The organism is Paenibacillus lacisoli, assembly GCF_030580655.1.
Classification (GTDB): domain Bacteria; phylum Bacillota; class Bacilli; order Paenibacillales; family Paenibacillaceae; genus Paenibacillus; species Paenibacillus lacisoli.
Genome location: NZ_JAUQTB010000006.1, coordinates 1 through 21,559 on the forward strand (window position 1 = coordinate 1; position 21,559 = coordinate 21,559).

Genomic DNA, 21,559 nt, shown 5'->3' on the forward strand with positions numbered 1-21,559 from the left:
GTGGCTAAACACGGCAGACTGTAAATCTGCTCTCTACGAGTTCGGTGGTTCGAATCCATCAGCCTCCACCAGTTTTACCTCATAAATATGGCGGTCGTGGCGAAGGGGTTAACGCACCGGATTGTGGCTCCGGCACTCGTGGGTTCAAGTCCCATCGATCGCCCTTTATGTTGGGGATTAGCCAAGCGGTAAGGCAACGGACTTTGACTCCGTCATGCATAGGTTCGAATCCTATATCCCCAGCCATTTTTATGAGCCATTAGCTCAGTTGGTAGAGCACCTGACTTTTAATCAGGGTGTCGAAGGTTCGAGTCCTTCATGGCTCACCATTATATTATGCGGTCGTGGCGGAATTGGCAGACGCGCACGGTTCAGGTCCGTGTGGGCTAACCCCCCGTGGAGGTTCGAGTCCTCTCGACCGCATCCTATATTTCGCGGACGTGGCTCAGCGGTAGAGCATCGCCTTGCCAAGGCGAGGGTCGCGGGTTCGATTCCCGTCGTCCGCTCCATAAGTCCCCTTAGCTCAGCTGGATAGAGCGTTTGACTACGAATCAAAAGGCCGGGAGTTCGAATCTCTCAGGGGACGCCATTCTTATTCTGGATGGATTTAATATTGTCGGGATGTAGCTCAGCTTGGTAGAGCACCTGGTTTGGGACCAGGGGGTCGCATGTTCAAATCGTGTCATCCCGACCATATATGCGGGTGTAGTTCAATGGTAGAACTCCAGCCTTCCAAGCTGGTAGCGTGGGTTCGATTCCCATCACCCGCTTCTGAATAAAAGAAAGAGCTGCATATTTGCAGCTCTTTTTTGTATTTTAACCGACAAGAAGGGTTTCCGCTCCATCAATATAAATCTCGGTCCCCGTAACATGCGAGGCTTCATCGGACGCCAGAAATAGAACAGTGCTGGCAACCTCTTCAGGGGATCCGGGTTTCTTGGAAAGGGGTATGTCCCCTTCAGGGTACTCTGCGTCAATGTGAATCTGATCGATCTCAGTATACTCCTTTTCGGACTCAAAAATATTCGTCGAAATCTGTCCCGGACAGACGGTGTTTACACGGATATGATATTGGGCCAGCTCCAGTGCGGCCATTTTGGTAAAGGTTCTGATCGCTGCTTTGGAAGTACTGTACGCGGCAAATCCTGGTTGAGCAAATTGACGGCTGCCGCTGACTGAACTGGTAAGAACGATACTGCCGCCTTTCGCCTTGAGATGAGGTATGGCTGCCTGCACTGTCGCAAAAGCACCTCTGACGTTATTCGTTATAGTATGATCCCATTCCTCGACAGGCAAGACCTCAATAGGGGCTACAGCACCTAGAATGCCCGCATTGGCAAAGACGACGTCCAACTGTCCCCATTGATCGATCACCTGTTGAAAAGCAGCTTGTATCTGTTCAGGATCGGATACATTCGCCTGAATCGCAATGGCTTGGCCGGCCTGCTGTTCAATCTCTGTCTTGGTCTCCATGGCCGTATCGATATGAAGATCGACAACGGCTACTTTGGCACCCTCAGCAGCAAGGCGTAAGGCTGCTGCTTTTCCGATGCCGGAGCCAGCTCCGGTGACTAGGGCGATTTTGTGATGCATTCGTTCTGTCATGATTCTCCACACTCCATTCTGCCATAACTTAAGCTTGGCGTTTATATCTGGATTTCCATATGAACCGGTAATTATATTACCCGGCCAATTCACCTTGAAACAGAGATGCTTACAGCAGCTATGATTGTTAAAGGTAGAAATCGGTTATGTTAGTGGTGTGTATACAATTGTACGAGAGAGAAGCAGCGGGCTTCAAAACAGGAGAGGTGAACCAGGATGCCCCAGGTGAACGACCATTTGGATCACGGACTGTCTGTTGTTTTCATCGGTTTTAATCCCAGCATAAGGTCAGGAGAAGTTGGCCATCACTATGCCAATCCCCGGAATAACTTTTGGAGAATCCTGCACCGCTCCGGGTTAACGCCCAGATTGTATGACCCTTCCGAAGATCAGGATTTGCTGCGGTTGGGATACGGATTTACGAATATTGTAGCTCGTCCAACCAAGGGAATTGATGATATATCTCGTGAGGAGTACAAGCAAGGCAGACAAATTTTGCGAAAGAAGCTGGAAACCTATAAACCGCAGATCGCCTGCTTTGTCGGAAAAGGGGTTTACAAGGAATACAGCGGACGAAGCCAGTCTCCGTGGGGATTCCAATCTGAACCGGTTATCAAGGAAATGCAGGAGTTTGTAGCCCCGTCTTCCAGCGGTCTGGTGCGTATGCCCATCGATGAAATTATAAGTATCTATAAACAGTTGAATGATTTCATACAAAAATAAAATCTCTGTGGTGCTTCACCGCCGCAGAGATTTTTGTGTTATCTATTTTGACATAAATTTTATCCTTTTCCGCATGACTGCTCTAAAATGACATAAATATTACAATGTTTAATTTACAAAATCTGATCTATCTTGTGACTTCATGCAGAAAATATAAGTGAATAACGAAATACAGCTGCAAAAAACATAAAAAATGAATTGCCAGCCCTTTGCTTCCTGTGTATACTAATTGTAGACTACGTACCATATTATGTTAATAAAACTAACATTAAGAAAGCGATGGTGGTCTTTGAGTGAAGTCAAAGAGAAAAAGTCTGGCGGTACTAACGTTGATTGTGGGAATGGTCATGGCAGGCTGCAGCAGTAATAGCAGTAGTGGAACGAACGCAGCGAGTTCTGGCTCATCGGGAGGGGACAGCAAGGGAACGGTCATTAAGATTGCTACCCAATCGCCACTCTCCGGAGGCAGCTCTATCCAAGGAGAGGCCATCAAACTGGGCGCACAGTTATCGCTGGAAGATCATAAGGAGGAGTTCTCGAAGCTGGGCTTCAGTCTGGAGCTGGTGCCTTATGATGATCAGGGTGATCCCAAGAAGGGGGTAGCCAATGCCGAACAGATCGGTGCCGATCAGGCTGTCCTTGGCGTTATCGGTCATTTGAATTCAGGTGTGTCCATTCCTTCCTCTGTCGTTTACGAGAAGTACAACATCCCCATGATTTCCCCGGCCAGTACGGCTACCGACTTCACAGACCGCAAACTCAAAGTAGCCAACCGCGTCGTGGCACGAGATGATTTTCAGGGTCCGGCAGCAGCGGAATATGCGGTAAAGACACTCAGCGCAAAAAACATATTTGTCATTCAGGATAAAACGGCCTACGGACAGGGTCTTGCAGAGGCCTTCAGGGACTCGGCGAAGGAGCTTGGAGCGACCATCTCGGGTTATGAAGGCATTACAGTTGGAGAAAAAGATTTCAACGGGGTGCTAAACATCGTGCAGAGCAAGAACCCGGATTTTGTCTTCTTCGGAGGTTTGTATGCAGAGGGCGGTCTGTTGGTGAAGCAGGCAAGGGACAAAGGCATAACAGCCCCATTCATGGGCGGAGATGCGCTCGATTCATCAGGTATGGTGGAAGTGGCTGGCGATGATGTGGTAGGTTCGCTTTACAGCTCTGTTGCAGGGGATATTACGAAGTCTGACGTCGGCAAACAATGGGCTGACAAGTATGAACAGAAGTTCAATAAGAAGCAGGAAGGCTATTCCGTCTACGCCTATGATTCTATGTCCGTCATGCTGGAAGCCATCAAGAAGAGCATTGAGGACAACGGCGGCAAGCTGCCGGCAAGAGATAAGGTGCGGGATGCTGTAAGAGCCACCAAGGATTTTGAAGGTGTAGCCACTAAGGTAAGCTTTGATGATATCGGTGACAACTCCTATGCCAAAGTGTTCATCTATAAATTCGAAACGGCAGCCTATCCGGGTAAGCTGGAATCGGAGATCAGCAAGAAATGAGCAGAAGAGAAATCCAGACTGTTTTATAGGTAGTATGGTTCATCAGCCAGGAGGAAGGCATCCTTGATGGGGCCTCCTTTTGGCTCTGTTTTTAAATCCCTAGGGTGAGTAAACCGGACGGCTGCTCGTGAAAATATGACTCTTCAAAATAAGGAGCAGTTCTATGCTATCAAGTATCCTGCAGACACTTCCCCAGGTCCTGATCGATGGTCTTGCCCTGGGGGCTATCTATGCTGTCGTTGCACTAGGTTACACCATGGTTTACGGCATTCTGGAATTGATAAACTTTGCTCACGGGGAAATTTTTATGACAGGTGCCTTTATCGGAACCTCGGTGCTGTTCCTGTCCCAGCAGATGGGGTGGGGAGGGGCGATGCCTGCCTGGCTGCTGTACCCCATCATTATACTCGCGGCCATGATGTTTACCGGACTGCTTGGCGTCGGGATCGAACGTGCCGCCTATCGGCCGCTGCGTAAGGCGCCCAAACTGATATCACTCATTGCCGCATTCGGGGTATCCTTTGTGCTTCAGGATGTGGTGCGTTTTATCACCGAGCTGAAGACCGGCAATTACATTATAAACAGCAGCTCCCTGTACAGCGAGCGAATTACGGTTCCCACATCTTCCATCAGTGGAGCGTTTGGGGATGCTTCGCTCAAAATGAACACCGTAATTATCCTGCTCATCACCGTACTGCTGATGGTCGGCCTTGATCTGTTCGTGAACCGGACCAAATGGGGCGTTGCTATGCGCGCGGTAGCACAGGACCGCGAGACAGCTTCGTTAATGTCTATCAATGTCAACAAGGTCATTATGCTGACCTTCTTCATCGGTTCAGCTCTCGGAGGAGCTACCGGGGTGCTCTTTGCCCAGCAGTATGGCACGATTGATCCATATATCGGTTTTATTCTCGGTTTAAAAGCATTTACGGCTGCTGTACTGGGAGGCATCGGCAACATCCGCGGCGCAATGTTCGGCGGTCTGGTCATCGGGCTGCTCGAAATGTTTGCTTCGTCCAATCTGGGTCTGCTGACAAATGGCAACTTTGGTGCCGAGTATAAGGATGTGTTTGCTTTCCTGATTCTGATTGTGGTTCTGATCTTCAAACCGGAAGGGCTGTTCGGCAAGGCTCTGAAAGAGAAAGTGTAGGTGGAGGATGGATAAACTGCAACAGATGCTGCAAAGCAATCGAACAGCACAGGCGGTGCTGCTGATCCTGTTCGTCCTCGTCACCTCGGCGGCCGTGTATCTGACGGATAAGTCTGTCATTGCTTTTCTGCTCCTGCTCGCCTCCTTGCTGCTGCTGTATTACACATCGTTCAGCAATACGGTGAAATGGGCAGCCGCGGCAGTTCTGCTGGCGGTCATTATTCCTTTTGCCACTTCCGGAGGACCTTCTTATGAATCGTATATGGAAGTGGCTGCCCAATGCGGAATTTATGTGGCTATGGCACTGGGCCTCAACATTGTCGTTGGATTTGCAGGGTTGCTGGATATGGGGTTTGTCGCCTTTTTCGCGGTTGGTGCCTATACGTATGGTATCTTTGCCACAGGGCAGGCCAATAACCTGATCTCGGGGGATATTTTCCCGCTGTCCGGCGGTTATTTCTGGCTATTCATCCTGATCGGAGGCTTTCTCGCCGGAATCTTCGGCATTCTGCTCGGTCTTCCGGTGCTGCGGGTCAAAGGGGACTATCTGGCAATTGTCACGCTCGGATTTGGAGAAATCATACGGATTATCTTCAACAATCTGGAGAAGCCGGTGAATATTACGAACGGGGCAATGGGGCTCTCCTCTATTCAGCCTCCCGACTTGTTCGGACTGCAGTTTACATTTCCGCATCAGTTTTATTTTATCGTACTGGTTATTCTGGCGGTCGTCATCTTCGCTGTTCGGCGGCTGGAGCATTCCCGTCTGGGACGTTCCTGGAAAGCAGTACGAGAGAATGAAATTGCCGCTCAATCGATGGGCATCCCGCTCATCCGGACCAAGCTGACGGCGTTTGCGGTGGGGGCATCCTTTTCCGGTATGATGGGCGTCGTGTTCGCAGCGAAGCAGACATTCATTGATCCGACCAGCTTCACACTGATCGAATCTACAACGATTCTCGTGATGGTTGTTCTGGGTGGGATGGGCAGCGTACCAGGTGTTATCTTGGGAGCGAGTCTGGTTACCATTCTGAATTTGCAGGTCCTCACCGAATTCACCAACTGGTTGAATCAGCTGACAATGAGAGGGGTCATCAACGTGCCGAATGCGCTCTCCCCATCCAAAATGCAGCGCCTCATCTTCGGGGCTATTCTGATTCTTGTCGCGGTGTTCCGGCCGAATGGATTAATTGCTTCGAAGAACCGGAAGATCCGGATGAAGCAGGAGGACAGAAGGCTTGCTGCCGGCACTTCTGCAGTCAAGACGGTCAATAGAAAACTGTGACGATAAGACAGGTGCTGCTGTGATCAGGTACAGAAGAGGAGGAGGATTTCATGCTGAGCGTGAGTCAGCTGAAGAAGACATTTGGCGGTCTCGTAGCTGTGAATGGAGTGACGTTTGATTTTCCGGATGGTAAAATATCGGCGGTCATCGGACCTAATGGCGCAGGGAAAACGACGTTCTTCAACATGATCACAGGGATCTATGTGCCGGATGGAGGCGAGATTGAACTGGATGGAACGTCTATCGTGAAGGTGAAGCCGGATCAGATCACGAGCCGCGGCATCGCACGTACTTTTCAGAATATCCGGTTGTTTGGCAGTATGACGGTCCTGGAAAATGTAATGGTCGGCATGCACACCCGGCTTCATTCGGGCATCATGGGCACCCTGCTGAATCTGCCGCGGGTTCGCAGAGAGGAGGAAGAGGCCCGGGAAGAAGCTTACCGTCTGCTGCACTATGTTGGACTGGAACAGTGGTTCAACGATGAGGCTGGGAGCCTGTCCTACGGCGCGCAGCGCCGCCTGGAGATTGCGCGGGCTCTGGCCGCCCGTCCCACAGTTCTGCTCCTTGATGAGCCTGCAGCAGGCATGAATCCGCGTGAGACAGCAGAGCTGACCGGACTGATTCGCCGTATTCAGACCGAGCAGGGAATCTCTATCATTCTGATTGAGCATGATATGCGGCTGGTGATGGAGTTGTCAGATCACATTCTCGTTCTGGATCACGGAGAGAAGATTGCCGAAGGGGGACCCGCGGATATTCGCACCAACCCGAAGGTTATTGAAGCTTATCTTGGGAAAAGTGCTGTAGAGGAAGGTGTGCACCCATGAGCATGCTCGAATTGAAGAAAGTCCATGCGTACTATGGAGCTATTCATGCTTTGCACGGCATTACTCTGACCGTGAATCCGGGTGAGATCGTAACGCTGATCGGTTCGAACGGCGCGGGGAAATCGACCACATTGAAGGCCATTTGCGGACAGGCGAAGATGACGGGAGAGGTCTGGTTCGCAGGCAAGGAGATCTCCTCCTGGCAGCCGCACCGGATCGCGGGGTCAGGTATTGCCCATGTGCCGGAAGGACGAAAAATTTTCCCGAAGCTGACGGTGAAGGAGAATCTGGAGATGGGCGCATTCTCCGTAAAGGATAAGAAGCTGATCAAAACGCGCATTGAGCAGGCATTCGCATATTTCCCAAGGCTCAAGGAACGGTACCACCAGGCGGGTGGCACGATGAGCGGAGGTGAACAGCAGATGCTGGCGATCGCGCGGGCACTGATGATGAATCCGGAAATTCTACTGCTGGATGAACCGTCGATGGGATTGGCACCCGTACTAGTGGACCAAATTTTTGACATTATCCATGAGCTGAACGAGGATGGCATGACCATCCTGCTGGTTGAACAGAATGCATATCAGGCGCTCCAGGTAGCACACCGCGGTTATGTCATTCAGACGGGAGAGATCATTCTGCAGGATGATGCAGCGCGGCTGCTGGCCAACGATCAGATCCAGGAGGCTTATCTGGCCTGAAGAAAGCCCATATGAAAATATGCATACCACAAAACCTCTCCTCCGTTCATATCACGGGCGAGAGGTTTTGTGAATTTCGGGGGTCTAGCGGGCAACTGCTGAACGGAGCACCTCTTCTACAGGCACGTAGGTATAACCCAAGTCCTTGGCGACAGCTTGGAACGTAACATGACCGTTCATGACGTTCACTCCACTCTGAAGAGCCCGGCTGCCGAGGATAGCCTGCGCGGCGCCCAGGTCCGCTAATTGAAGTACGAATGGCATCGTTGCATTGGTCAAGGCGATTGTGGAAGTCTGCGGTACGGCGCCCGGCATATTTGCTACAGCATAATGTACCACACCATGCCGAATATAGGTTGGGTTATCGTGAGTCGTAATATGGTCAATAGTCTCGACGATCCCGCCCTGATCGATGGCGACATCAACGATAACAGAACCTGGCTTCATAGCCTGGACCATGGTTCCGGTCACAAGCTTCGGTGCTTTTGCACCTGGGATCAATACAGCTCCGATCAGCAAATCGGCATCTACTACCGCTTGTGCTAGGTTATGCGGATTGGAGACGAGGGTAGTGATTTGGCTTCCGAAGATGTCGTCCAGCTGCCGCAGGCGGCTTAAGCTCAGGTCCAGCAGGGTCACGCTTGCCCCAAGGCCGACAGCCAGCTTGGCTGCATTGGTGCCAACAACACCGCCGCCGATAATAGCCACCTTCCCGCGTTGTACACCAGGTACACCTGCGAGCAGAATACCTTTGCCGCCCTTCGGTCTCTCCAGCAGCTGAGCCCCAATCTGTACGGCCATCCGGCCGGCTACCTCACTCATTGGTGTCAGCAGCGGCAGGGTCCCGTTGACTTCAATCGTCTCGTAGGCAATCGCTGTAACCCCGCTCTCCACCAGGGCTTGAGCCAGAGCAGACTCGGCCGCCAGGTGCAGGTAGGTGAACAGAATCAGTCCTTTGCGGAAAAAACCATACTCGGCAGGGAGCGGTTCTTTTACTTTCATAATCATATCGGCCTGCCCCCACACCTCAGATGCCTGACCAACGATGGAGGCTCCAACTGCAGCATAAGCTTCATCCGGGAAGCCGCTCTCTGCACCGGCGTGATGTTCCACCAGTACGGAATGTCCATGCTGAATCAGCTGTGCGACGCCTGTAGGTGTTGCAGCGACACGGTTTTCGTTATTTTTGATTTCTTTGGGGATACCGATCATCATTGGGAATCACCTCTTCAGGGAATGGGTCAAGCTAGTAGGAGCTGAGTGGTTATGTTAACTTTGATTCCAGTGTACTGACGATAAGAAGGACTTGCATCATACAAAATGTATAAGATTATTAATTTGATAGTCGACATTATGGTGAACAGGGCTGTAATCTATATTTACAATCGAGAATACGTGTTACCAAATATAACGTAGATGTAGCTAGATTCAGGAAAGGGTGATCCTTATCGCAGTACATCAAACGTTGACGATTCGGGACATGCTGAAGCGTCCAATCTTCCAGCGTGCACGTTTGGCGGCAGGAGCAGGAGGAATTGAACGCAGGGTTGGCTGGGTGCATGTGCTGGAGATTACCCGCGTTCAGCCCTTCGTCAATCCGAATGATTTGATTCTCTCCACAGGCCTGTGGCTGAAGAGGGACACGGCCGAACGCCTGGAGTATATGGAGCAGTTGATGATGCAGGATGCAGCGGGTCTGTGTGTGGAATTCGGCACCAGCATTGACCAGGTCCCCCAGGAAGTGATGGAGCTCGCCGACCAGCATGATTTCCCCTTGATTATTTTTGAACAGCCTGTCCGCTTTGTGGAGATTACGCAGGATATTCACTCGCTTCTGATTAATCGTCAGCATCAGCTGCTCAGGGATCTGGAGAACTTTTCACGGAGGCTGCAGCAGCAGACACAGCGCAGCAGTGATGTGACAGCTCTGCTGCGTCAGCTTCATGAGACGGTCTCCAGACCCGTGGTTTATATCTCTTCTCTGGAGACGAACCGTTATGTGCCTGCCATGTCTTCCCGGCAAAGTGAAGCGATTGTCACGCTATACCAGCAGGAGGTGGAGAACAAGCCTGCGGCAGCCGGTGATGAGCTGCTGCTCTTTGGAATGGAGGATGGGAGCTCGGTGCTGTTCCAGCCAGTCGTCTGTTTCGGCCAGATTTTCTCAGCGGTAGGCATGGTTCTCCATCAGACACCAACCGAAGCGATGCCGCTGCTGCTGGACTATACAGCGAAGGCGGCAGCGACCCTGGTGCTTCGCACCCAGTTTCTAGAGGAGAAGCTGCAGCGCAGCCAGAACGAGCTCATACAGGATCTGCTGAGCGGCAGCCTGGCCAGCGAGGAACAGGCACAGAGCCGGATGGGATTAAGAGTGCTGATGAAGGGGGAATACCGGTTTGCCGGAGGTGTCTTGGAGATTGAAGCTCTGACAGGCGGGCTAGTCCAGGAGAGCCGCGAAGCCGTCCATCAGGATATATTGATTCTGCTCCGCTCGCTGCTCAAGAAGAATGGTCTGCACAATCTGGTGATGCCCAAAGGAAACCAGATTTATATATTGTGTGCCAAGGAAGCTGTCCATCAGCAATCCATGGGAAGAGTGACTGAGGCCCTGTACAGCATTGTAAGTCAATTGAAAAGGTACGCGGAGGAGCAGGGAAAAGGGATACGCATTCATGCAGGCTTTGGCCGTTACCGGAACCGGATGATCTTGTCGGGGGCCAGCTTTGAAGAGGGTTATCAGGTTATAGAGGTAACGCGCAGTGTGCCGGCAATGAAAGGACAGCTGTTCTATGACCGGCTGGGTATATACCAGCTGCTGAAGGCTGTACCTGCGAAGTCCATGCTGACAACGTTTGTGGAGGATCATCTGGGGGTATTGATCAACTATGACAGGGAACACCAGCTGCAGCTGGTGCAGACCCTTGAGATGTATTACCAATGTTTCGGTTCGAAGCGGGAAACGGCGGAGCGGCTGTTCATTCACAGGCAGACGCTATATAACCGGCTGGATAAAATCGGAGAACTGATCGGAGGCAATCTGCTCGAGTCCGAAACCCGGCAGTGTCTGGAGATGGCGCTGCTGGCCTACCGAATGCTGCAGATGCAGCCCTGAGAATATGAAAAATAGCACGGTTAGCGGCCTATTCCATGTGAGGCGGCCTTCTACCGCGCTGCAAATCCCGGATGCTGAGGCCAAAATCCATCTGTAGATGAGGATAGTCGGGGAAATCCGCCCAATCTCCACCCCATGTAAAACCGAGGGCTTTGGCGGCCGTGACGATCTCTGACCAGTCGGGGATGCCATTGCCGTTGCCGTCATACTTCATATCCCAGACAACTCCGCCGTCCGGTGTCCGGATGGCAAAATCGATTGCAAGGCCGTAGTTGTGGTAAGATTCGCCGCCGCGGGCTTGGGTAACCACTTTGCCAGCCGTGGTCCGTCCCTGATTGTAGAGCTTATCCTGCTCGGCCGGGCTGCGGAAACCTTCAGTAATCATCATATGAATGCCTTTGGCGCGTACCTGCTGTACCAGTTCATTTTTGGCACGGAGGACGGCTGGATCAAGCCCGCTAACGGGAGTCGTGTCTATTCTTTTTTTCTGTGTGTGATCTTCAAGCCAGGATAGGCCGTCGGTCCAGATCCATATAAAAGCCAATCCGGCAAATATCAGTAACCAGGGCAGCCGGCTGGTGCGTTTGCGATACATTTTGCGTTGCATAAGTCACTCCTGTTGTTGGTATGGATAAGTGCATCAACTGATATTGTACCGTGAATGGCACACAAAACAAAAGCCCTCCTTGCAGGCAGGCCTTAAGAAGTAATAATGGATATAAACTGGGAATATCTGATCATTCATTTTCGGCCATATGGTAAAATAGAATTCGGAAAATTAAGCTTGAAAGGCAGGGATGCGACATGGCAATGTATCCGCAGTGGTCCTATTCGCAGTCCAGAGCCAACATGTTCAATGAATGCCTGCGTAAATATTATTATCATTATTACGGGGCTCATAACGGCTGGAGCGCTGACAAGGGGACGCCGGAGCAGGTGCATATCTATCGGTTAAAGCAGATGAGCAATCTCTACCTGGTATTCGGTGATCTGGCACATCGGATGTGTGAGTCATCCATCCGGCAGTGGGACGAGCATCAGAGTGTACCGCGGCTCGAATTTCTCGCCGCTGCCATGAAGAAGCAGCTGAATGAGGCGTACCAACAGTCCATGCAGCGGGAGGCTTGGCAGGAGCATCCCCGTGAACGCGTGATGCTGTCCGAAATTTACTATGAAGACGAACGTCTGGATGACCGCATTGCCCTGATTCGGGAACGTCAGCAGGCTTGTGTGGAACATCTGTATACATCACAGTCTTGGAAGGATGTCACCAGCAGGGACTGCAGCATTTTGGAGATCGAGAAATGGGATACGATGACGCTGTACGACACTAAGGTCTATATCAAGATGGACTTGCTGTACCGGCGGAGCGGCGGGAACCTGGTTATCGTGGATTGGAAAACGGGACGGGAGGACGACTTTACAGATCAACTGTATCTGTATGCCGCCTATGTGCAGGATAAATATAATGTTCCGCTCGAACAGATCGAACTTCGGGTAGAGTATCTCGTGAGCGGGGAGCATCAGGATTATACCGTGACCCGCGAGGACATTGAAGCGGTTGAGAACCGTGTCCGTTATGAGATTGAAGAGATGAAGGTCTGCCTCGCAGATAATTACTATAACCGTCCGAAGGAGATATCCTTTTTTACACCAATGCCTTCAAGAAGAGTATGCGGAGAGTGCAATTACCGGGAGATTTGTGCATACAGGGAAGTGTGAAAACGTATCCAACCTATTTGCAATCATGATAAAATAATCTCGATTCTTGAAGAGGGAGTGAGACCATGTCAGCAAAGGGTACAACAATTTTATTCCAGGGGGATTCCATCACCGACGGGGGACGTTCCCGCAACGATGATCCTAATCATTTTCTCGGTCATGGTTATGCCTATATCATAGCAGCACGACTGGGGCAGGAGCTGGCCGATCAGCAGCCGGTATTCCTGAATCGCGGAGTCAGCGGGGACCGGGCTTCAGACCTGTATGCGCGCTGGAACGAGGACTGCATCAGCCATCGTCCGGATCTGCTCAGCATCCTGGTTGGAGTGAATGACGCGTGGCGCAGTATGAATGGAGAGCCGAGCGGTGTGACCGACCGTTTTGAACGGGCCTACCGCCATCTTTTGCAGGAGACACGTGAAGTACTGCCGGAAACGGGCCTGGTGCTGTGTGAGCCGTTCATTCTGCGCACGGGCGCAACCGAGGAGAAATGGGAGCAGTGGCAGGAGCGGGTCGGCCAATATCAGGAAGCGACCAAGGCGCTGGCTGCAGAATTCGGGGCTGTCTTCGTCCCGCTGCAGGATGCCCTGAATCAGGCGGAGGAACGGGCTGAAGCGGCTTATTGGCTGTGGGATGGAGTCCATCCGACGGCTGCAGGACACGAGCTTATTGCCGGGCGCTGGCTGGAGGTGGTACAGGGCAGCCCGCTGGCCATCCGCTCGTAGCTCATTCGTATGGTAGCAATGAAATAAACACGATCTAGTAGGACGCATCGAAAATGGGTAATGACAGATTATATATATCATGTCATAAACCGAGGAGGTGCGTCTTATTCCGTTAAAGCGGGATAAGAGTCAGCCGTGGAAACTGTAAATATTATTCTGGTTATTCTTTTAATTGCCTGTACTGCATTTTTTGTTGCTTCTGAATATTCCATTATCCGTGTCCGTGTCTCGCGGATTAACCAGCTGGTGGCCGAAGGCAACAAAAACGCAGCTGCGGTGAAGAACATTATTTCCCGGTTGGATGAATTTCTGTCTGCCTGCCAACTGGGGACGACTTTAACGTCCATGGCCTTGGGCTGGCTCGGGGAATCGACCGTTGAGGAGCTTCTGCATCCTGTATTCTCCCTGTTCCATCTCCCGGGTTCGATCGAAAGCATCTTGTCTTTCCTGATCGCATTCCTCATTCTGACGTACCTGGAGGTTGTGATCGGTGAACTGGTTCCGAAGACCTTCGCCATTCAGGTGGCGGAACCGATGGCTTTATTCTTCGCGCGCCCTTTGACGGTATTCTATAAAATTACATATCCGTTCAACTGGATTCTCAGCCGTTCTTCCCGCCTGATTACAGGCGTGTTCGGGATCAAGCCGGTCTCTGAAGAGGATGCTGCACTAAGTGAAGCCGAACTGCGGATTGCTTTGTCAGAAGGCTACCGGAGCGGTGAAATTACACCGACAGAATACCGTTATCTGAATAATGTGTTTGACTTTGATGACCGTGCGGCCCGGGAGATCATGGTACCGCGGACCGGCATTGTCGCCATTGCCCATGACGCGACGGCCGCTGATTTTCTCACAGAGATTGACGCCAAAGCCTACGACTTCCTGCCTGTTGCGATGGAAGGGGACCGGGATCAGATCGTCGGTCTGCTCCATGTGAAAGAGACGCTGCACCAGATTGCCCGCAGGCAGCAGGGGCCGGAACAGCCGATCGCGCCTTATATCCAGCCCATTTTGCAGGTGATTGAGACTATTCAAGCCCGGGACCTGCTGGCGCAAATGCAGAAGCGGCGTATCCCGGTAGCAGTCCTGCTCGATGAATATGGCGGAACATCGGGGATGGTGACACTGGAGGATATTATGGAAGAAATTGTCGGGGACATTCCGTCCTATTCGGATCCGAAGTCGGAAGCAACACCTTTGATTAGCAAGGAAAGCGACAACCGGTATCTGTTTAGCTCCCAGGTTCTGATTCATGATGTCAATCGTCTCTTGGGAACTGATATGGAGAACAGTGAGGTGTTCACTTTAGGGGGCTGGATGCTGTCCCGCAAATTTGATCTTCGTGAAGGAGAGCGCATGCAGGTGGACGAATGGACCCTAACAGCACTGGAGAAGCAGGGCCACCGCCTGGGGCGGATCGAAGCGGTGCGCGTTAATGAAGGTGAACGCCTAAAAAAAACGGGCGACCCAGCCGATAAGAATCAGTAATGTGGCTTGTCTGTTAAATTGGTCACAAATACAGACCCATTTTTCTGGTAGACTGTCCTTAAATTTGGGGGTTGGGGTGACGGTGTGAAATTGAATTTAGGCATGAAAATGGTAGCAGGATTTGTCCTTATATCTGCGATAACGTACGGGACCAGCGCGTTTTTTATTTTTACACTTAAGCCATGGCTTGCCCCGCATATGTCAGATTGGCTCTATGTCAGCATAATTTTGCTGCTTGGGGTGTTATGGAGCGGTATTTTGGGATGGCTGACCTCGCGGCTCTTAACCAAGCCTATTGTGAAGCTGGCCAGTATTGCTCAGGAGGCTTCTTCCGGTCATCTCGGTATTACGGTGCCGGAGCGAAGTTCGGAGGACGAGATCAAGATACTGTACGATTCCTTCCGCAGCATGGTGGATAACATCAAGGATATGATTGACGATATTTCTTATAGTACAAATACTACTTCCCAGAATGCAGATACACTGAGTCAGGCGATTACGCATGCTACCTCCCAGATTGAAGCGATGACGAACGTAGTCGACGGGATTGTTGAGGGGGCGGACCGGCAGCGGCTGGCATCTGAAGAATCCCTGGAGACAGCAGATCATATGCTGCATGACTTTCAGTCCATGCGTAACAAGTCTGAAGAGATGCGCCGCCTGACCGGGAGCATGGAAGAGTCCGTGTCGGATACCCAGTCGATCTTCAGCTCGCTTCTGGACGGCATGGAAGACCTTACACAATCTCATGAGCGTTCCCAGAACATGATTCGCAGTCTGGAGAAGGAAGCATCTCATATTGAGAAAATCACCTTCACGGTGAAAGACATTGCTGAACAGACGCACCTGCTGGCACTGAATGCATCTATAGAGGCTGCGCGAGCCGGTGAGGAGGGCAGCGGCTTCGCGGTCGTAGCCCAGCAGATCCGCACCCTAGCCGGGCAAAGCGCCGAGTCTGTACAGCAGATCAGCGAGCTGATCGACCGCGTTCAGCAGCAGATCCGTTCTACCGTTCAGCTGGTTCAGGACCAGAGCAGTCTCGTGTCCGAAGAAGCTAGCCGGACACGCTCTGTGGAGCAGACGCTGCAGCATCTCACGGCGACGGTTGCTCATTTTATCGATGGAATCCGGTTGATGGAATCCACGGTCTCCAAGCAGACCGACCGTGTTGAGCTGACTTACCGCCATATGAATCAAATTCAGGATATGGCCGGTCTCTTCGCAGAACAGGCCAAGCAGATCAACACGGCAGCCCATGAAGAGACCGCGATTATGCAGGAGATTACTTCCTCATCGGAAGAGTTGAAGACGCTGACAGAGAAGCTGCTGGTGAAGACGAAGTTTTTCAAAGTGTCCTGATCCCAGCTATACGTATTCAAAGCCTCATATCGATAACTAAGGATGCTTCAGGCTCACCGGCCTGGAGCATCCTTTTTAAATGTACATGTTCAAGTTGCAAAAAAGCCCGGCTGTAGAGCCGGACCTTCAACAAGCAATGGATGATCGGGAATCAGGAGCGGATCTCGAAGAACTCGCAGGTGCTGCGGGAATGATACTGCAGATCGCTAACGCTGGACTGGATAGCAACTATCTGATCGTCAAAGCGGATAATCGTCCCGCCGCTGCTGACCAGATGATCATCCTCAAATACACGAATGGATAGTTCCCGATCTAGAGCCTCCTGGAAGTCGGAATCGGTCAAAAGAACCCGGGTGGTCGGCATGATTTCAGTCTCCTTTGAAGATAGTGTATGATGGATGACAAATATTCAAAAATCAATGGTGCATCAATATCATGATAAATCCTTATCAGGATTAGGGCAACGTTAAAGGGGGACATGAATGAACAAGTGGCTGAAAACCATTCTATTTCTGGTCGGATCAGCTGTACTGACCCGCTTCATTCCATTTAGCTATCTGTTCCGTACGGTCGATACGATGATCCATGAAGCGGGGCATGCGCTGGTGACCCTGCTGACATCAGGACATGTGCAGCGGATTGTGCTGAACGCTGACCACAGCGGAGTGACCTACTCGACGATGTATTCAACCTGGAGCAGTGTCCTGACCGGATTGGCAGGTTACATGCTGGCCTCGCTCTGCGCACTGCTGCTCTTCTACTGGATGAGCCGGAAAAGATATGAGCGTGGGCTGTGGCTGCTGCTGGGTATTGCGGCATTGCTGCTGATGTTCTATGTACGTGAAGGTTACGGCTTATTCTGGCTGATCGGCTTTATTATCCTTACCGCACTGATTCAATATGGTCCGGCCTGGCTTCGGGTTTTCTATTATGGGCTGCTGGCTTTTCTGACTCTGGAAGAGTCCGTTGTAGGTCCGGTATACCTCCTTACACGCTCCCTGTCCGCACCAGGCAGTGCGGGGGATGCAGCCAATCTGGCGAGGATGACAGGAATCCCTGCCATCTTCTGGGCAGCGGTCTTTCTTATCTTTGCTCTGTTGTGTGCCCGCTGGGCACTTGGAATGTTCCTACGCAGACGAAGGCGATAACCGCATTCCCTTTTACACTCGTTATTACTATAATGGATGAAAAAGGGAAATGAAGGGAGGCTGTACCATGTCACCTTCCTGGCTGGATCCGTTCGATCCTGCTGTGTTTACGGCTTTCTCGGCATCACACTGGACAGCAGCAGCTATAGTTCTCCTGACTGCTATGCTGCTTTACCTGGGCCGAAAGCAGCTGGCCCACCATCACAGGGCCAGACTGACTGTTCGTTATGGACTGCTGGTCCTGCTGGTCGTCAGCGAGGTAACGCTTGATGTCTGGTACGTACACGGCGGTGTCTGGGATGCGAGGACGACACTCCCGCTGGAGCTCTGCAGCGTCTCGCTGGTGCTGGCGGCTGTGCTTTTGCTGACCCGCAGCCGACTGCTCTATCAGATTGTGCTTTTCGCCGGCTTTATGGGGGCGCTGCAGGCTGTACTTACACCGAACCTCAGTTATGCGTTTCCGCATTACCGATTTCTGCAGTTCTTCGCTGCGCATGGTGCTATTATTTTGACGCCGCTCTATATGACATGGGTGGAGGGGTTCAGGCCAACCTGGCGGTCGGTTGGTATTGCAATGGTGTTTTTGAACCTCCTGGCTTTGGCAGTAGGAATGGTGGATGCCCTGATCGGTGCCAACTATATGTTCCTGATGGGTAAGCCGTCGACACCGTCCGTACTGGATTGGTTTGGTCCCTATCCGTACTACATTGCAGCAGAGGAAGTGCTGGCGTTCGGCCTGTTCAGCCTGATGTATGGATTGTTTTTTGTCAGGAAGCGCGAGGTGAAAAAAGAGACAGAACCGGCCGAAGCCTCCGAACAGAGCCTAAATTCGCCAGCCCCGGAGCTGATTCCGGATCCGCCGGGGTAATTACAGTGTATCAATCTAAAACCCCCTGTCCGTTGGGACAGGGGGTTTTACTATAAAAAGGGAGATGCTTATCCCCGCAGCAGGGATTCGGCACCGTCCACATATACTTCCGTCCCCGTTACATGGGAGGCTTCATCAGAAGCGAGGAAGAGAACGAGGTTGGCTACCTGATCAGAGGTGCCCGGTTTTCCTTTGAGCGGATGATCGCCTTCAGGGAATTCAACCGGAATTTTCACTTCTTCCAGATCATCCGTTTTGCCGGTTTTCTCATTGATTTTTGTATCAATCGCACCCGGACAGATGGCGTTCACCCGAATCTTGTATTGAGCGAGCTCCAATGCAGCCATTTTCATAAAAGCAACCTGTGCTGCCTTAGTGGAGGCATAAGCAGAGAAACCGATGCCCGAGAAGGTACGGTTGCCGTTAATGGAACTGGTGATCACAATGCTGCCGCCCTTTTCCTTCAGATGAGGGATGGCATACTTAACAGTAGCAAAAGTTCCGCGCAGATTAATGTCCATGGTGGAATTCCAGTTCTCGATCTCCATCGTCTCGATGGGCGACATGGTTCCGTTCACCCCTGCATTCGCGAACACAACATCAAGCTGTCCCCACTGCTCAGCAACTTGGCGGAAGGCTTCTTCAATCTTGTCCGGCTTGGACACATCGCATTCTATGATGAGGCACTCGCCGCCGTTCTGCTCAATCTGCTGCCGGGTCTCCTCGGCGTGCTCGACGGTGCGGTCCAGCAGGGCTACCCGGGCTCCCTCCTGTGCGAACCTGATCGCCGAAGCTTGTCCGATGCCTGAGCCCCCGCCCGTTACAACAGCTACTTTACCCTGAAGTCTTAAATCTGCCATTCTGCATACCTCCCGATAAATGGATATAGTCTGTATAAGAATACCCGCACCTCAGGCAATGAATCAGATGGAGGGAAGCTGGACAGGACTTGAAATCAAAGGTCATAGACAGACTGACATCAAAAAGGTGAAGGCAAACCATTCAAACATGACAAAAAGGGTAAAAAAGAATCAAGAGCGTTCTGAAAATTGGAACGAGCAAGAACGTGAAGGGAGGGGAAATCTGTGAAAATTAAACTGGAGCCGCAGCGCAGATGCCGTGAGCGCATATCCCGAGTGAAGCCGTGGGCTTTGGGAGGAGCAAGCATTCAGATTGATCCGTTGTTTCCTTATTATGCTGACCGATCTGCAGACAGTATAGCTGAGGAGCTGGAGCTGGCCGGGTACCGGACGGTGAGGTATTTTGTCGTGGACGAACGTAAAATTAACGGCCCTCTGATTGAAGCCTGTCAGCGAAGAGGAATAGCGGTATGGGCGATGGTGCTGGGTAATGGCTCTTTTGGCACAGCGCAGCTGCCGCCGGGATGGGAGAGCTGGAAGATGGAGCTGCTGAAGGAGACGAAGGACGGGTTTCAGCGGCTGTCTCATTTTGCCGAAGAGTATGTGGCGTGGAAAAGCCGCCGTACCGGCGAACTCGTCGCACGTTACCCCTTCGACGGAATTGAGGTGGCGGAGCCGTATTTTCCGGAATGGAAGGGATTGCGTACAGGAACATACGGTGACCTCAGCCGCCACGCGGCAGAAGCTTTCCGTAAGCGCTGCGGTGCGCCGCTGCCCGAATTCCGTGACAGACAGGCCGATAACTATTACCGCAAGGTGCCGGAGCTGTATCAGGAATGGGTGGAGATGAGGGTGGATGCGGTCAATGAGCTGGTGCACCGTATTATTAACGGACCGGAAGGCGCACGATCCATGCGGCCGGATCTTCTGGCAGCCACCTGGTCACTTGCGGTAACAGGCCGTCATGCGCAAGCTCGCCTGCGGGAGTGGCAGGGTATGGATGCTGCTTCCATGATCGCCAAGGTGCAGCCGGATATGCATGTGCTGCAGACCCATTGGCCGGATTGGCAGCGCCGGTGGCTGCGCCCGGATTATGTGAAGCATTACCGGAAGCTGGCGGCTCCGATCCAGCGGATAAGCCCGGATCTGCCTATCGCCATTCAGGCTGATATCGGCTCCAGCCGCCGCATGGTGAAGAGCGGAACCTGGCTGCAGAAATTTGCCAGGTCAGTTCAGGTACAGGGGTTCAACGGATGGACCGCCTACGAATATCATATCGGCGGTTACATGTATGATGAACCTCCGTTCCTGCTCACCGCCCGCCGGATAGGGGAGGAAGAACTGGTGCTGTCCTTCAGCAAGCGGATTGCCCCGGTGAAGGAACCGGCCAGCTTGAACCTGCTCATAACAGGTTTCGATCAGGGCAGTCCGCAGAAAATAGAGGCTGCCGCTGTGCGTACGGATGGCAATCGGCTTCTGTTACGTATTCCCGGACTGCCTGCGGGTCCGCTGGGTATCCAGCTGGAAGGGATAACCGATACGCCGGAACTGTGGCTGTTCAAGGACAGGCGTGCCCATCACACGCCCGGAGACCGGGTAGTTCCGGTTAAGGAACCCGTCGAGGAATAAATGATGTGTTAATTGAGAATGCAAGAATAGGTTATGTAAAAGTTGACGATGTTTTAAAGTCCCGTCCGATGCGGTTAAATAACCGTTAAACCAAGACAGCAATACTTGCACAACGGCTTCGTAACGGAGGTGATGCAGGGAATGGAATGGATACAATGGGAATTTCAGCTTAGAGTGCTTCTGGCTGGTGTATGCGGGGCTGTGATCGGTTATGAGCGTAAGAGCCGGATGAAAGAGGCGGGCGTCCGAACCCATTTCGTAGTAGCGATTGGCGCCTCTCTGATGATGGTCGTCTCGAAATATGGCTTCGAAGATCTCGGAAACTGGCAAAATGTATCGCTTGATCCTTCGCGTGTAGCTGCACAGGTGGTCAGCGGGGTCGGTTTTCTGGGTGCAGGCATGATCTTCACCCAGCGGAATATGATTAAGGGGCTGACGACCGCTGCGGGAATCTGGACGACGGCCGGAATTGGTCTGGGCATTGGCGCCGGATTGTATGCTGTCGGCGTGGGCTGTACCATTATGCTGGTTCTGGCTCAGTCCCTGATGCACAGCCGCATTTACCGGAAGACCATCCCGTCGACCCACAGGCTCGAAATGCAGGTGCGGAATGAGCCGGGGGCGATCGAAAGCGTTCTGCAGATGCTGAAGGAGAACAGAGTCCGTGTGAGCGGATTCCGCACGGAACGCAGTAAGGAAGACCGTGATCTGATCACGGTTAATGCCGGAGTAAAACTGGCCGGAGGTGCGGAAGGGGTGGAGGAGCTCCTTCCATTCATTCAACAGCTGGGGGCTGTTGAATCGGTTGAGGCCAAATAACAGCAAAGGCCGTACGCGCTAATGCGT

Annotated in this window: 20 protein-coding genes and 8 tRNA genes; 23 read left to right on the top strand and 5 right to left on the bottom strand. The window is 52.0% G+C overall.

Translation table 11 applies throughout. The features are described 5' to 3' along the window. The first annotated feature begins 90 nt into the window (after positions 1–90). The 8 genes from Q5741_RS11885 to Q5741_RS11920 all read left to right on the top strand — a co-directional run bounded on the left by Q5741_RS11885 (position 91) and on the right by Q5741_RS11920 (position 770). Positions 91–163: transfer RNA gene (locus Q5741_RS11885), tRNA-His, on the top strand. Between the two features lie 8 nt (positions 164–171). Continuing rightward, positions 172–246 (top strand) — tRNA-Gln (locus Q5741_RS11890). A 7-nt stretch (positions 247–253) separates the two neighbouring features. After that, positions 254–329, top strand: a tRNA-Lys gene (locus Q5741_RS11895). A gap of 9 nt (positions 330–338) precedes the next feature. Continuing rightward, a tRNA-Leu gene (locus Q5741_RS11900) sits at positions 339–423 on the top strand. Positions 424–434: 11 nt separating this feature from the next. After that, positions 435–509 (top strand) — tRNA-Gly (locus tag Q5741_RS11905). 3 nt (positions 510–512) lie between these two features. Then, positions 513–589 (top strand) — tRNA-Arg (locus Q5741_RS11910). A 28-nt stretch (positions 590–617) separates the two neighbouring features. Continuing rightward, positions 618–694 (top strand) — tRNA-Pro (locus Q5741_RS11915). A gap of 5 nt (positions 695–699) precedes the next feature. Then, positions 700–770 (top strand) — tRNA-Gly (locus Q5741_RS11920). Positions 771–816: 46 nt separating this feature from the next. Here the strand turns inward: Q5741_RS11920 and Q5741_RS11925 are convergent. Next, positions 817–1,605, bottom strand: coding sequence for an SDR family NAD(P)-dependent oxidoreductase (locus Q5741_RS11925; RefSeq protein WP_305024318.1), 789 nt, complete (start codon positions 1,603–1,605; stop codon positions 817–819). Between the two features lie 216 nt (positions 1,606–1,821). On the opposite strand from Q5741_RS11925, the gene Q5741_RS11930 reads away from it, so the two are divergent. The 6 genes from Q5741_RS11930 to Q5741_RS11955 all read left to right on the top strand — a co-directional run bounded on the left by Q5741_RS11930 (position 1,822) and on the right by Q5741_RS11955 (position 7,805). Next, a complete protein-coding gene (locus tag Q5741_RS11930) occupies positions 1,822–2,328 on the top strand; it encodes a mismatch-specific DNA-glycosylase (protein ID WP_305024319.1) in 507 nt (168 codons plus the stop codon). 341 nt (positions 2,329–2,669) lie between these two features. Continuing rightward, positions 2,670–3,839: a branched-chain amino acid ABC transporter substrate-binding protein gene (locus tag Q5741_RS11935; RefSeq protein WP_305024536.1), complete on the top strand. Its 1,170-nt coding sequence runs from the start codon at positions 2,670–2,672 to the stop codon at positions 3,837–3,839. 163 nt (positions 3,840–4,002) lie between these two features. Beyond that, on the top strand, positions 4,003–4,989 hold the full coding sequence (locus Q5741_RS11940; protein WP_305024320.1) for a branched-chain amino acid ABC transporter permease: 987 nt from the start codon (positions 4,003–4,005) through the stop codon (positions 4,987–4,989). Positions 4,990–4,996: 7 nt separating this feature from the next. Further along, positions 4,997–6,274 carry a branched-chain amino acid ABC transporter permease gene (locus Q5741_RS11945; RefSeq protein ID WP_305024321.1) on the top strand — a complete coding sequence of 426 codons (1,278 nt, stop codon included), beginning with the start codon at positions 4,997–4,999 and terminating at the stop codon, positions 6,272–6,274. A gap of 50 nt (positions 6,275–6,324) precedes the next feature. Beyond that, positions 6,325–7,104 carry an ABC transporter ATP-binding protein gene (locus Q5741_RS11950; protein WP_305024322.1) on the top strand — a complete coding sequence of 260 codons (780 nt, stop codon included), beginning with the start codon at positions 6,325–6,327 and terminating at the stop codon, positions 7,102–7,104. Next, on the top strand, positions 7,101–7,805 hold the full coding sequence (locus tag Q5741_RS11955) for an ABC transporter ATP-binding protein (RefSeq protein WP_305024323.1): 705 nt from the start codon (positions 7,101–7,103) through the stop codon (positions 7,803–7,805). The genes Q5741_RS11950 and Q5741_RS11955 overlap by 4 nt, the downstream gene beginning before the upstream one ends. Positions 7,806–7,889: 84 nt before the next feature. On the opposite strand, the gene ald is transcribed toward Q5741_RS11955, so the two are convergent. Beyond that, entirely contained in the window at positions 7,890–9,020 is a 1,131-nt protein-coding gene (ald, locus tag Q5741_RS11960) for an alanine dehydrogenase (protein ID WP_305024324.1), read from the bottom strand. A gap of 250 nt (positions 9,021–9,270) precedes the next feature. Here ald and Q5741_RS11965 point away from each other — a divergent pair, with 250 nt between their 5' ends. Further along, positions 9,271–10,914, top strand: a complete 1,644-nt coding sequence (locus tag Q5741_RS11965) for a PucR family transcriptional regulator (RefSeq protein ID WP_305024325.1) — start codon at positions 9,271–9,273, stop codon at positions 10,912–10,914. Between the two features lie 28 nt (positions 10,915–10,942). On the opposite strand, the gene Q5741_RS11970 is transcribed toward Q5741_RS11965, so the two are convergent. Next, complete coding sequence (locus Q5741_RS11970) at positions 10,943–11,521, bottom strand: M15 family metallopeptidase (RefSeq protein ID WP_305024326.1); 579 nt, start codon at positions 11,519–11,521, stop codon at positions 10,943–10,945. A 197-nt stretch (positions 11,522–11,718) separates the two neighbouring features. On the opposite strand from Q5741_RS11970, the gene Q5741_RS11975 reads away from it, so the two are divergent. The 4 genes from Q5741_RS11975 to Q5741_RS11990 all read left to right on the top strand — a co-directional run bounded on the left by Q5741_RS11975 (position 11,719) and on the right by Q5741_RS11990 (position 16,208). Continuing rightward, positions 11,719–12,636 carry a PD-(D/E)XK nuclease family protein gene (locus tag Q5741_RS11975; RefSeq protein ID WP_305024327.1) on the top strand — a complete coding sequence of 306 codons (918 nt, stop codon included), beginning with the start codon at positions 11,719–11,721 and terminating at the stop codon, positions 12,634–12,636. Between the two features lie 65 nt (positions 12,637–12,701). Next, positions 12,702–13,361: an SGNH/GDSL hydrolase family protein gene (locus tag Q5741_RS11980; protein ID WP_305024328.1), complete on the top strand. Its 660-nt coding sequence runs from the start codon at positions 12,702–12,704 to the stop codon at positions 13,359–13,361. A 135-nt stretch (positions 13,362–13,496) separates the two neighbouring features. Continuing rightward, positions 13,497–14,849 (top strand): hemolysin family protein, encoded by a 1,353-nt coding sequence (locus tag Q5741_RS11985; RefSeq protein WP_305024329.1) that lies wholly within the window; start codon positions 13,497–13,499, stop codon positions 14,847–14,849. An 84-nt stretch (positions 14,850–14,933) separates the two neighbouring features. Continuing rightward, complete coding sequence (locus tag Q5741_RS11990) at positions 14,934–16,208, top strand: methyl-accepting chemotaxis protein (protein ID WP_305024330.1); 1,275 nt, start codon at positions 14,934–14,936, stop codon at positions 16,206–16,208. Between the two features lie 151 nt (positions 16,209–16,359). Here Q5741_RS11990 and Q5741_RS11995 read toward each other — a convergent pair whose 3' ends face one another. Next, positions 16,360–16,572: a hypothetical protein gene (locus Q5741_RS11995; RefSeq protein WP_305024331.1), complete on the bottom strand. Its 213-nt coding sequence runs from the start codon at positions 16,570–16,572 to the stop codon at positions 16,360–16,362. A gap of 118 nt (positions 16,573–16,690) precedes the next feature. On the opposite strand from Q5741_RS11995, the gene Q5741_RS12000 reads away from it, so the two are divergent. Then, the gene (locus tag Q5741_RS12000) at positions 16,691–17,356 is read left to right on the top strand and encodes a M50 family metallopeptidase (protein ID WP_305024332.1); all 666 of its coding nucleotides are present in this window, start codon (positions 16,691–16,693) and stop codon (positions 17,354–17,356) included. 67 nt (positions 17,357–17,423) lie between these two features. Beyond that, positions 17,424–18,224, top strand: a complete 801-nt coding sequence (locus tag Q5741_RS12005) for a YwaF family protein (protein ID WP_305024333.1) — start codon at positions 17,424–17,426, stop codon at positions 18,222–18,224. 68 nt (positions 18,225–18,292) lie between these two features. Here the strand turns inward: Q5741_RS12005 and Q5741_RS12010 are convergent, their stop codons facing one another. Then, positions 18,293–19,084 (bottom strand): SDR family oxidoreductase, encoded by a 792-nt coding sequence (locus tag Q5741_RS12010; protein WP_305024334.1) that lies wholly within the window; start codon positions 19,082–19,084, stop codon positions 18,293–18,295. Between the two features lie 225 nt (positions 19,085–19,309). Here Q5741_RS12010 and Q5741_RS12015 point away from each other — a divergent pair, with 225 nt between their 5' ends. Beyond that, positions 19,310–20,713 carry a molybdopterin-binding domain-containing protein gene (locus Q5741_RS12015; protein ID WP_305024335.1) on the top strand — a complete coding sequence of 468 codons (1,404 nt, stop codon included), beginning with the start codon at positions 19,310–19,312 and terminating at the stop codon, positions 20,711–20,713. A 141-nt stretch (positions 20,714–20,854) separates the two neighbouring features. Beyond that, positions 20,855–21,532: an MgtC/SapB family protein gene (locus Q5741_RS12020; RefSeq protein ID WP_305024336.1), complete on the top strand. Its 678-nt coding sequence runs from the start codon at positions 20,855–20,857 to the stop codon at positions 21,530–21,532. Positions 21,533–21,559: the final 27 nt, after the last annotated feature.

What these genes read in the sequence shown, in the direction of transcription:
- Q5741_RS11925 (WP_305024318.1), bottom strand. Translation starts at nt 1,605, where the DNA reads ATGACAGAACGAATGCATCACAAAATCGCCCTAGTCACCGGAGCTGGC.
- Q5741_RS11930 (WP_305024319.1), top strand. Translation starts at nt 1,822, where the DNA reads ATGCCCCAGGTGAACGACCATTTGGATCACGGACTGTCTGTTGTTTTC.
- Q5741_RS11935 (WP_305024536.1), top strand. Translation starts at nt 2,670, where the DNA reads ATGGTCATGGCAGGCTGCAGCAGTAATAGCAGTAGTGGAACGAACGCA.
- Q5741_RS11940 (WP_305024320.1), top strand. Translation starts at nt 4,003, where the DNA reads ATGCTATCAAGTATCCTGCAGACACTTCCCCAGGTCCTGATCGATGGT.
- Q5741_RS11945 (WP_305024321.1), top strand. Translation starts at nt 4,997, where the DNA reads ATGGATAAACTGCAACAGATGCTGCAAAGCAATCGAACAGCACAGGCG.
- Q5741_RS11950 (WP_305024322.1), top strand. Translation starts at nt 6,325, where the DNA reads ATGCTGAGCGTGAGTCAGCTGAAGAAGACATTTGGCGGTCTCGTAGCT.
- Q5741_RS11955 (WP_305024323.1), top strand. Translation starts at nt 7,101, where the DNA reads ATGAGCATGCTCGAATTGAAGAAAGTCCATGCGTACTATGGAGCTATT.
- ald (WP_305024324.1), bottom strand. Translation starts at nt 9,020, where the DNA reads ATGATGATCGGTATCCCCAAAGAAATCAAAAATAACGAAAACCGTGTC.
- Q5741_RS11970 (WP_305024326.1), bottom strand. Translation starts at nt 11,521, where the DNA reads ATGCAACGCAAAATGTATCGCAAACGCACCAGCCGGCTGCCCTGGTTA.
- Q5741_RS11975 (WP_305024327.1), top strand. Translation starts at nt 11,719, where the DNA reads ATGGCAATGTATCCGCAGTGGTCCTATTCGCAGTCCAGAGCCAACATG.
- Q5741_RS11980 (WP_305024328.1), top strand. Translation starts at nt 12,702, where the DNA reads ATGTCAGCAAAGGGTACAACAATTTTATTCCAGGGGGATTCCATCACC.
- Q5741_RS11995 (WP_305024331.1), bottom strand. Translation starts at nt 16,572, where the DNA reads ATGCCGACCACCCGGGTTCTTTTGACCGATTCCGACTTCCAGGAGGCT.
- Q5741_RS12000 (WP_305024332.1), top strand. Translation starts at nt 16,691, where the DNA reads ATGAACAAGTGGCTGAAAACCATTCTATTTCTGGTCGGATCAGCTGTA.
- Q5741_RS12005 (WP_305024333.1), top strand. Translation starts at nt 17,424, where the DNA reads ATGTCACCTTCCTGGCTGGATCCGTTCGATCCTGCTGTGTTTACGGCT.
- Q5741_RS12010 (WP_305024334.1), bottom strand. Translation starts at nt 19,084, where the DNA reads ATGGCAGATTTAAGACTTCAGGGTAAAGTAGCTGTTGTAACGGGCGGG.
- Q5741_RS12020 (WP_305024336.1), top strand. Translation starts at nt 20,855, where the DNA reads ATGGAATGGATACAATGGGAATTTCAGCTTAGAGTGCTTCTGGCTGGT.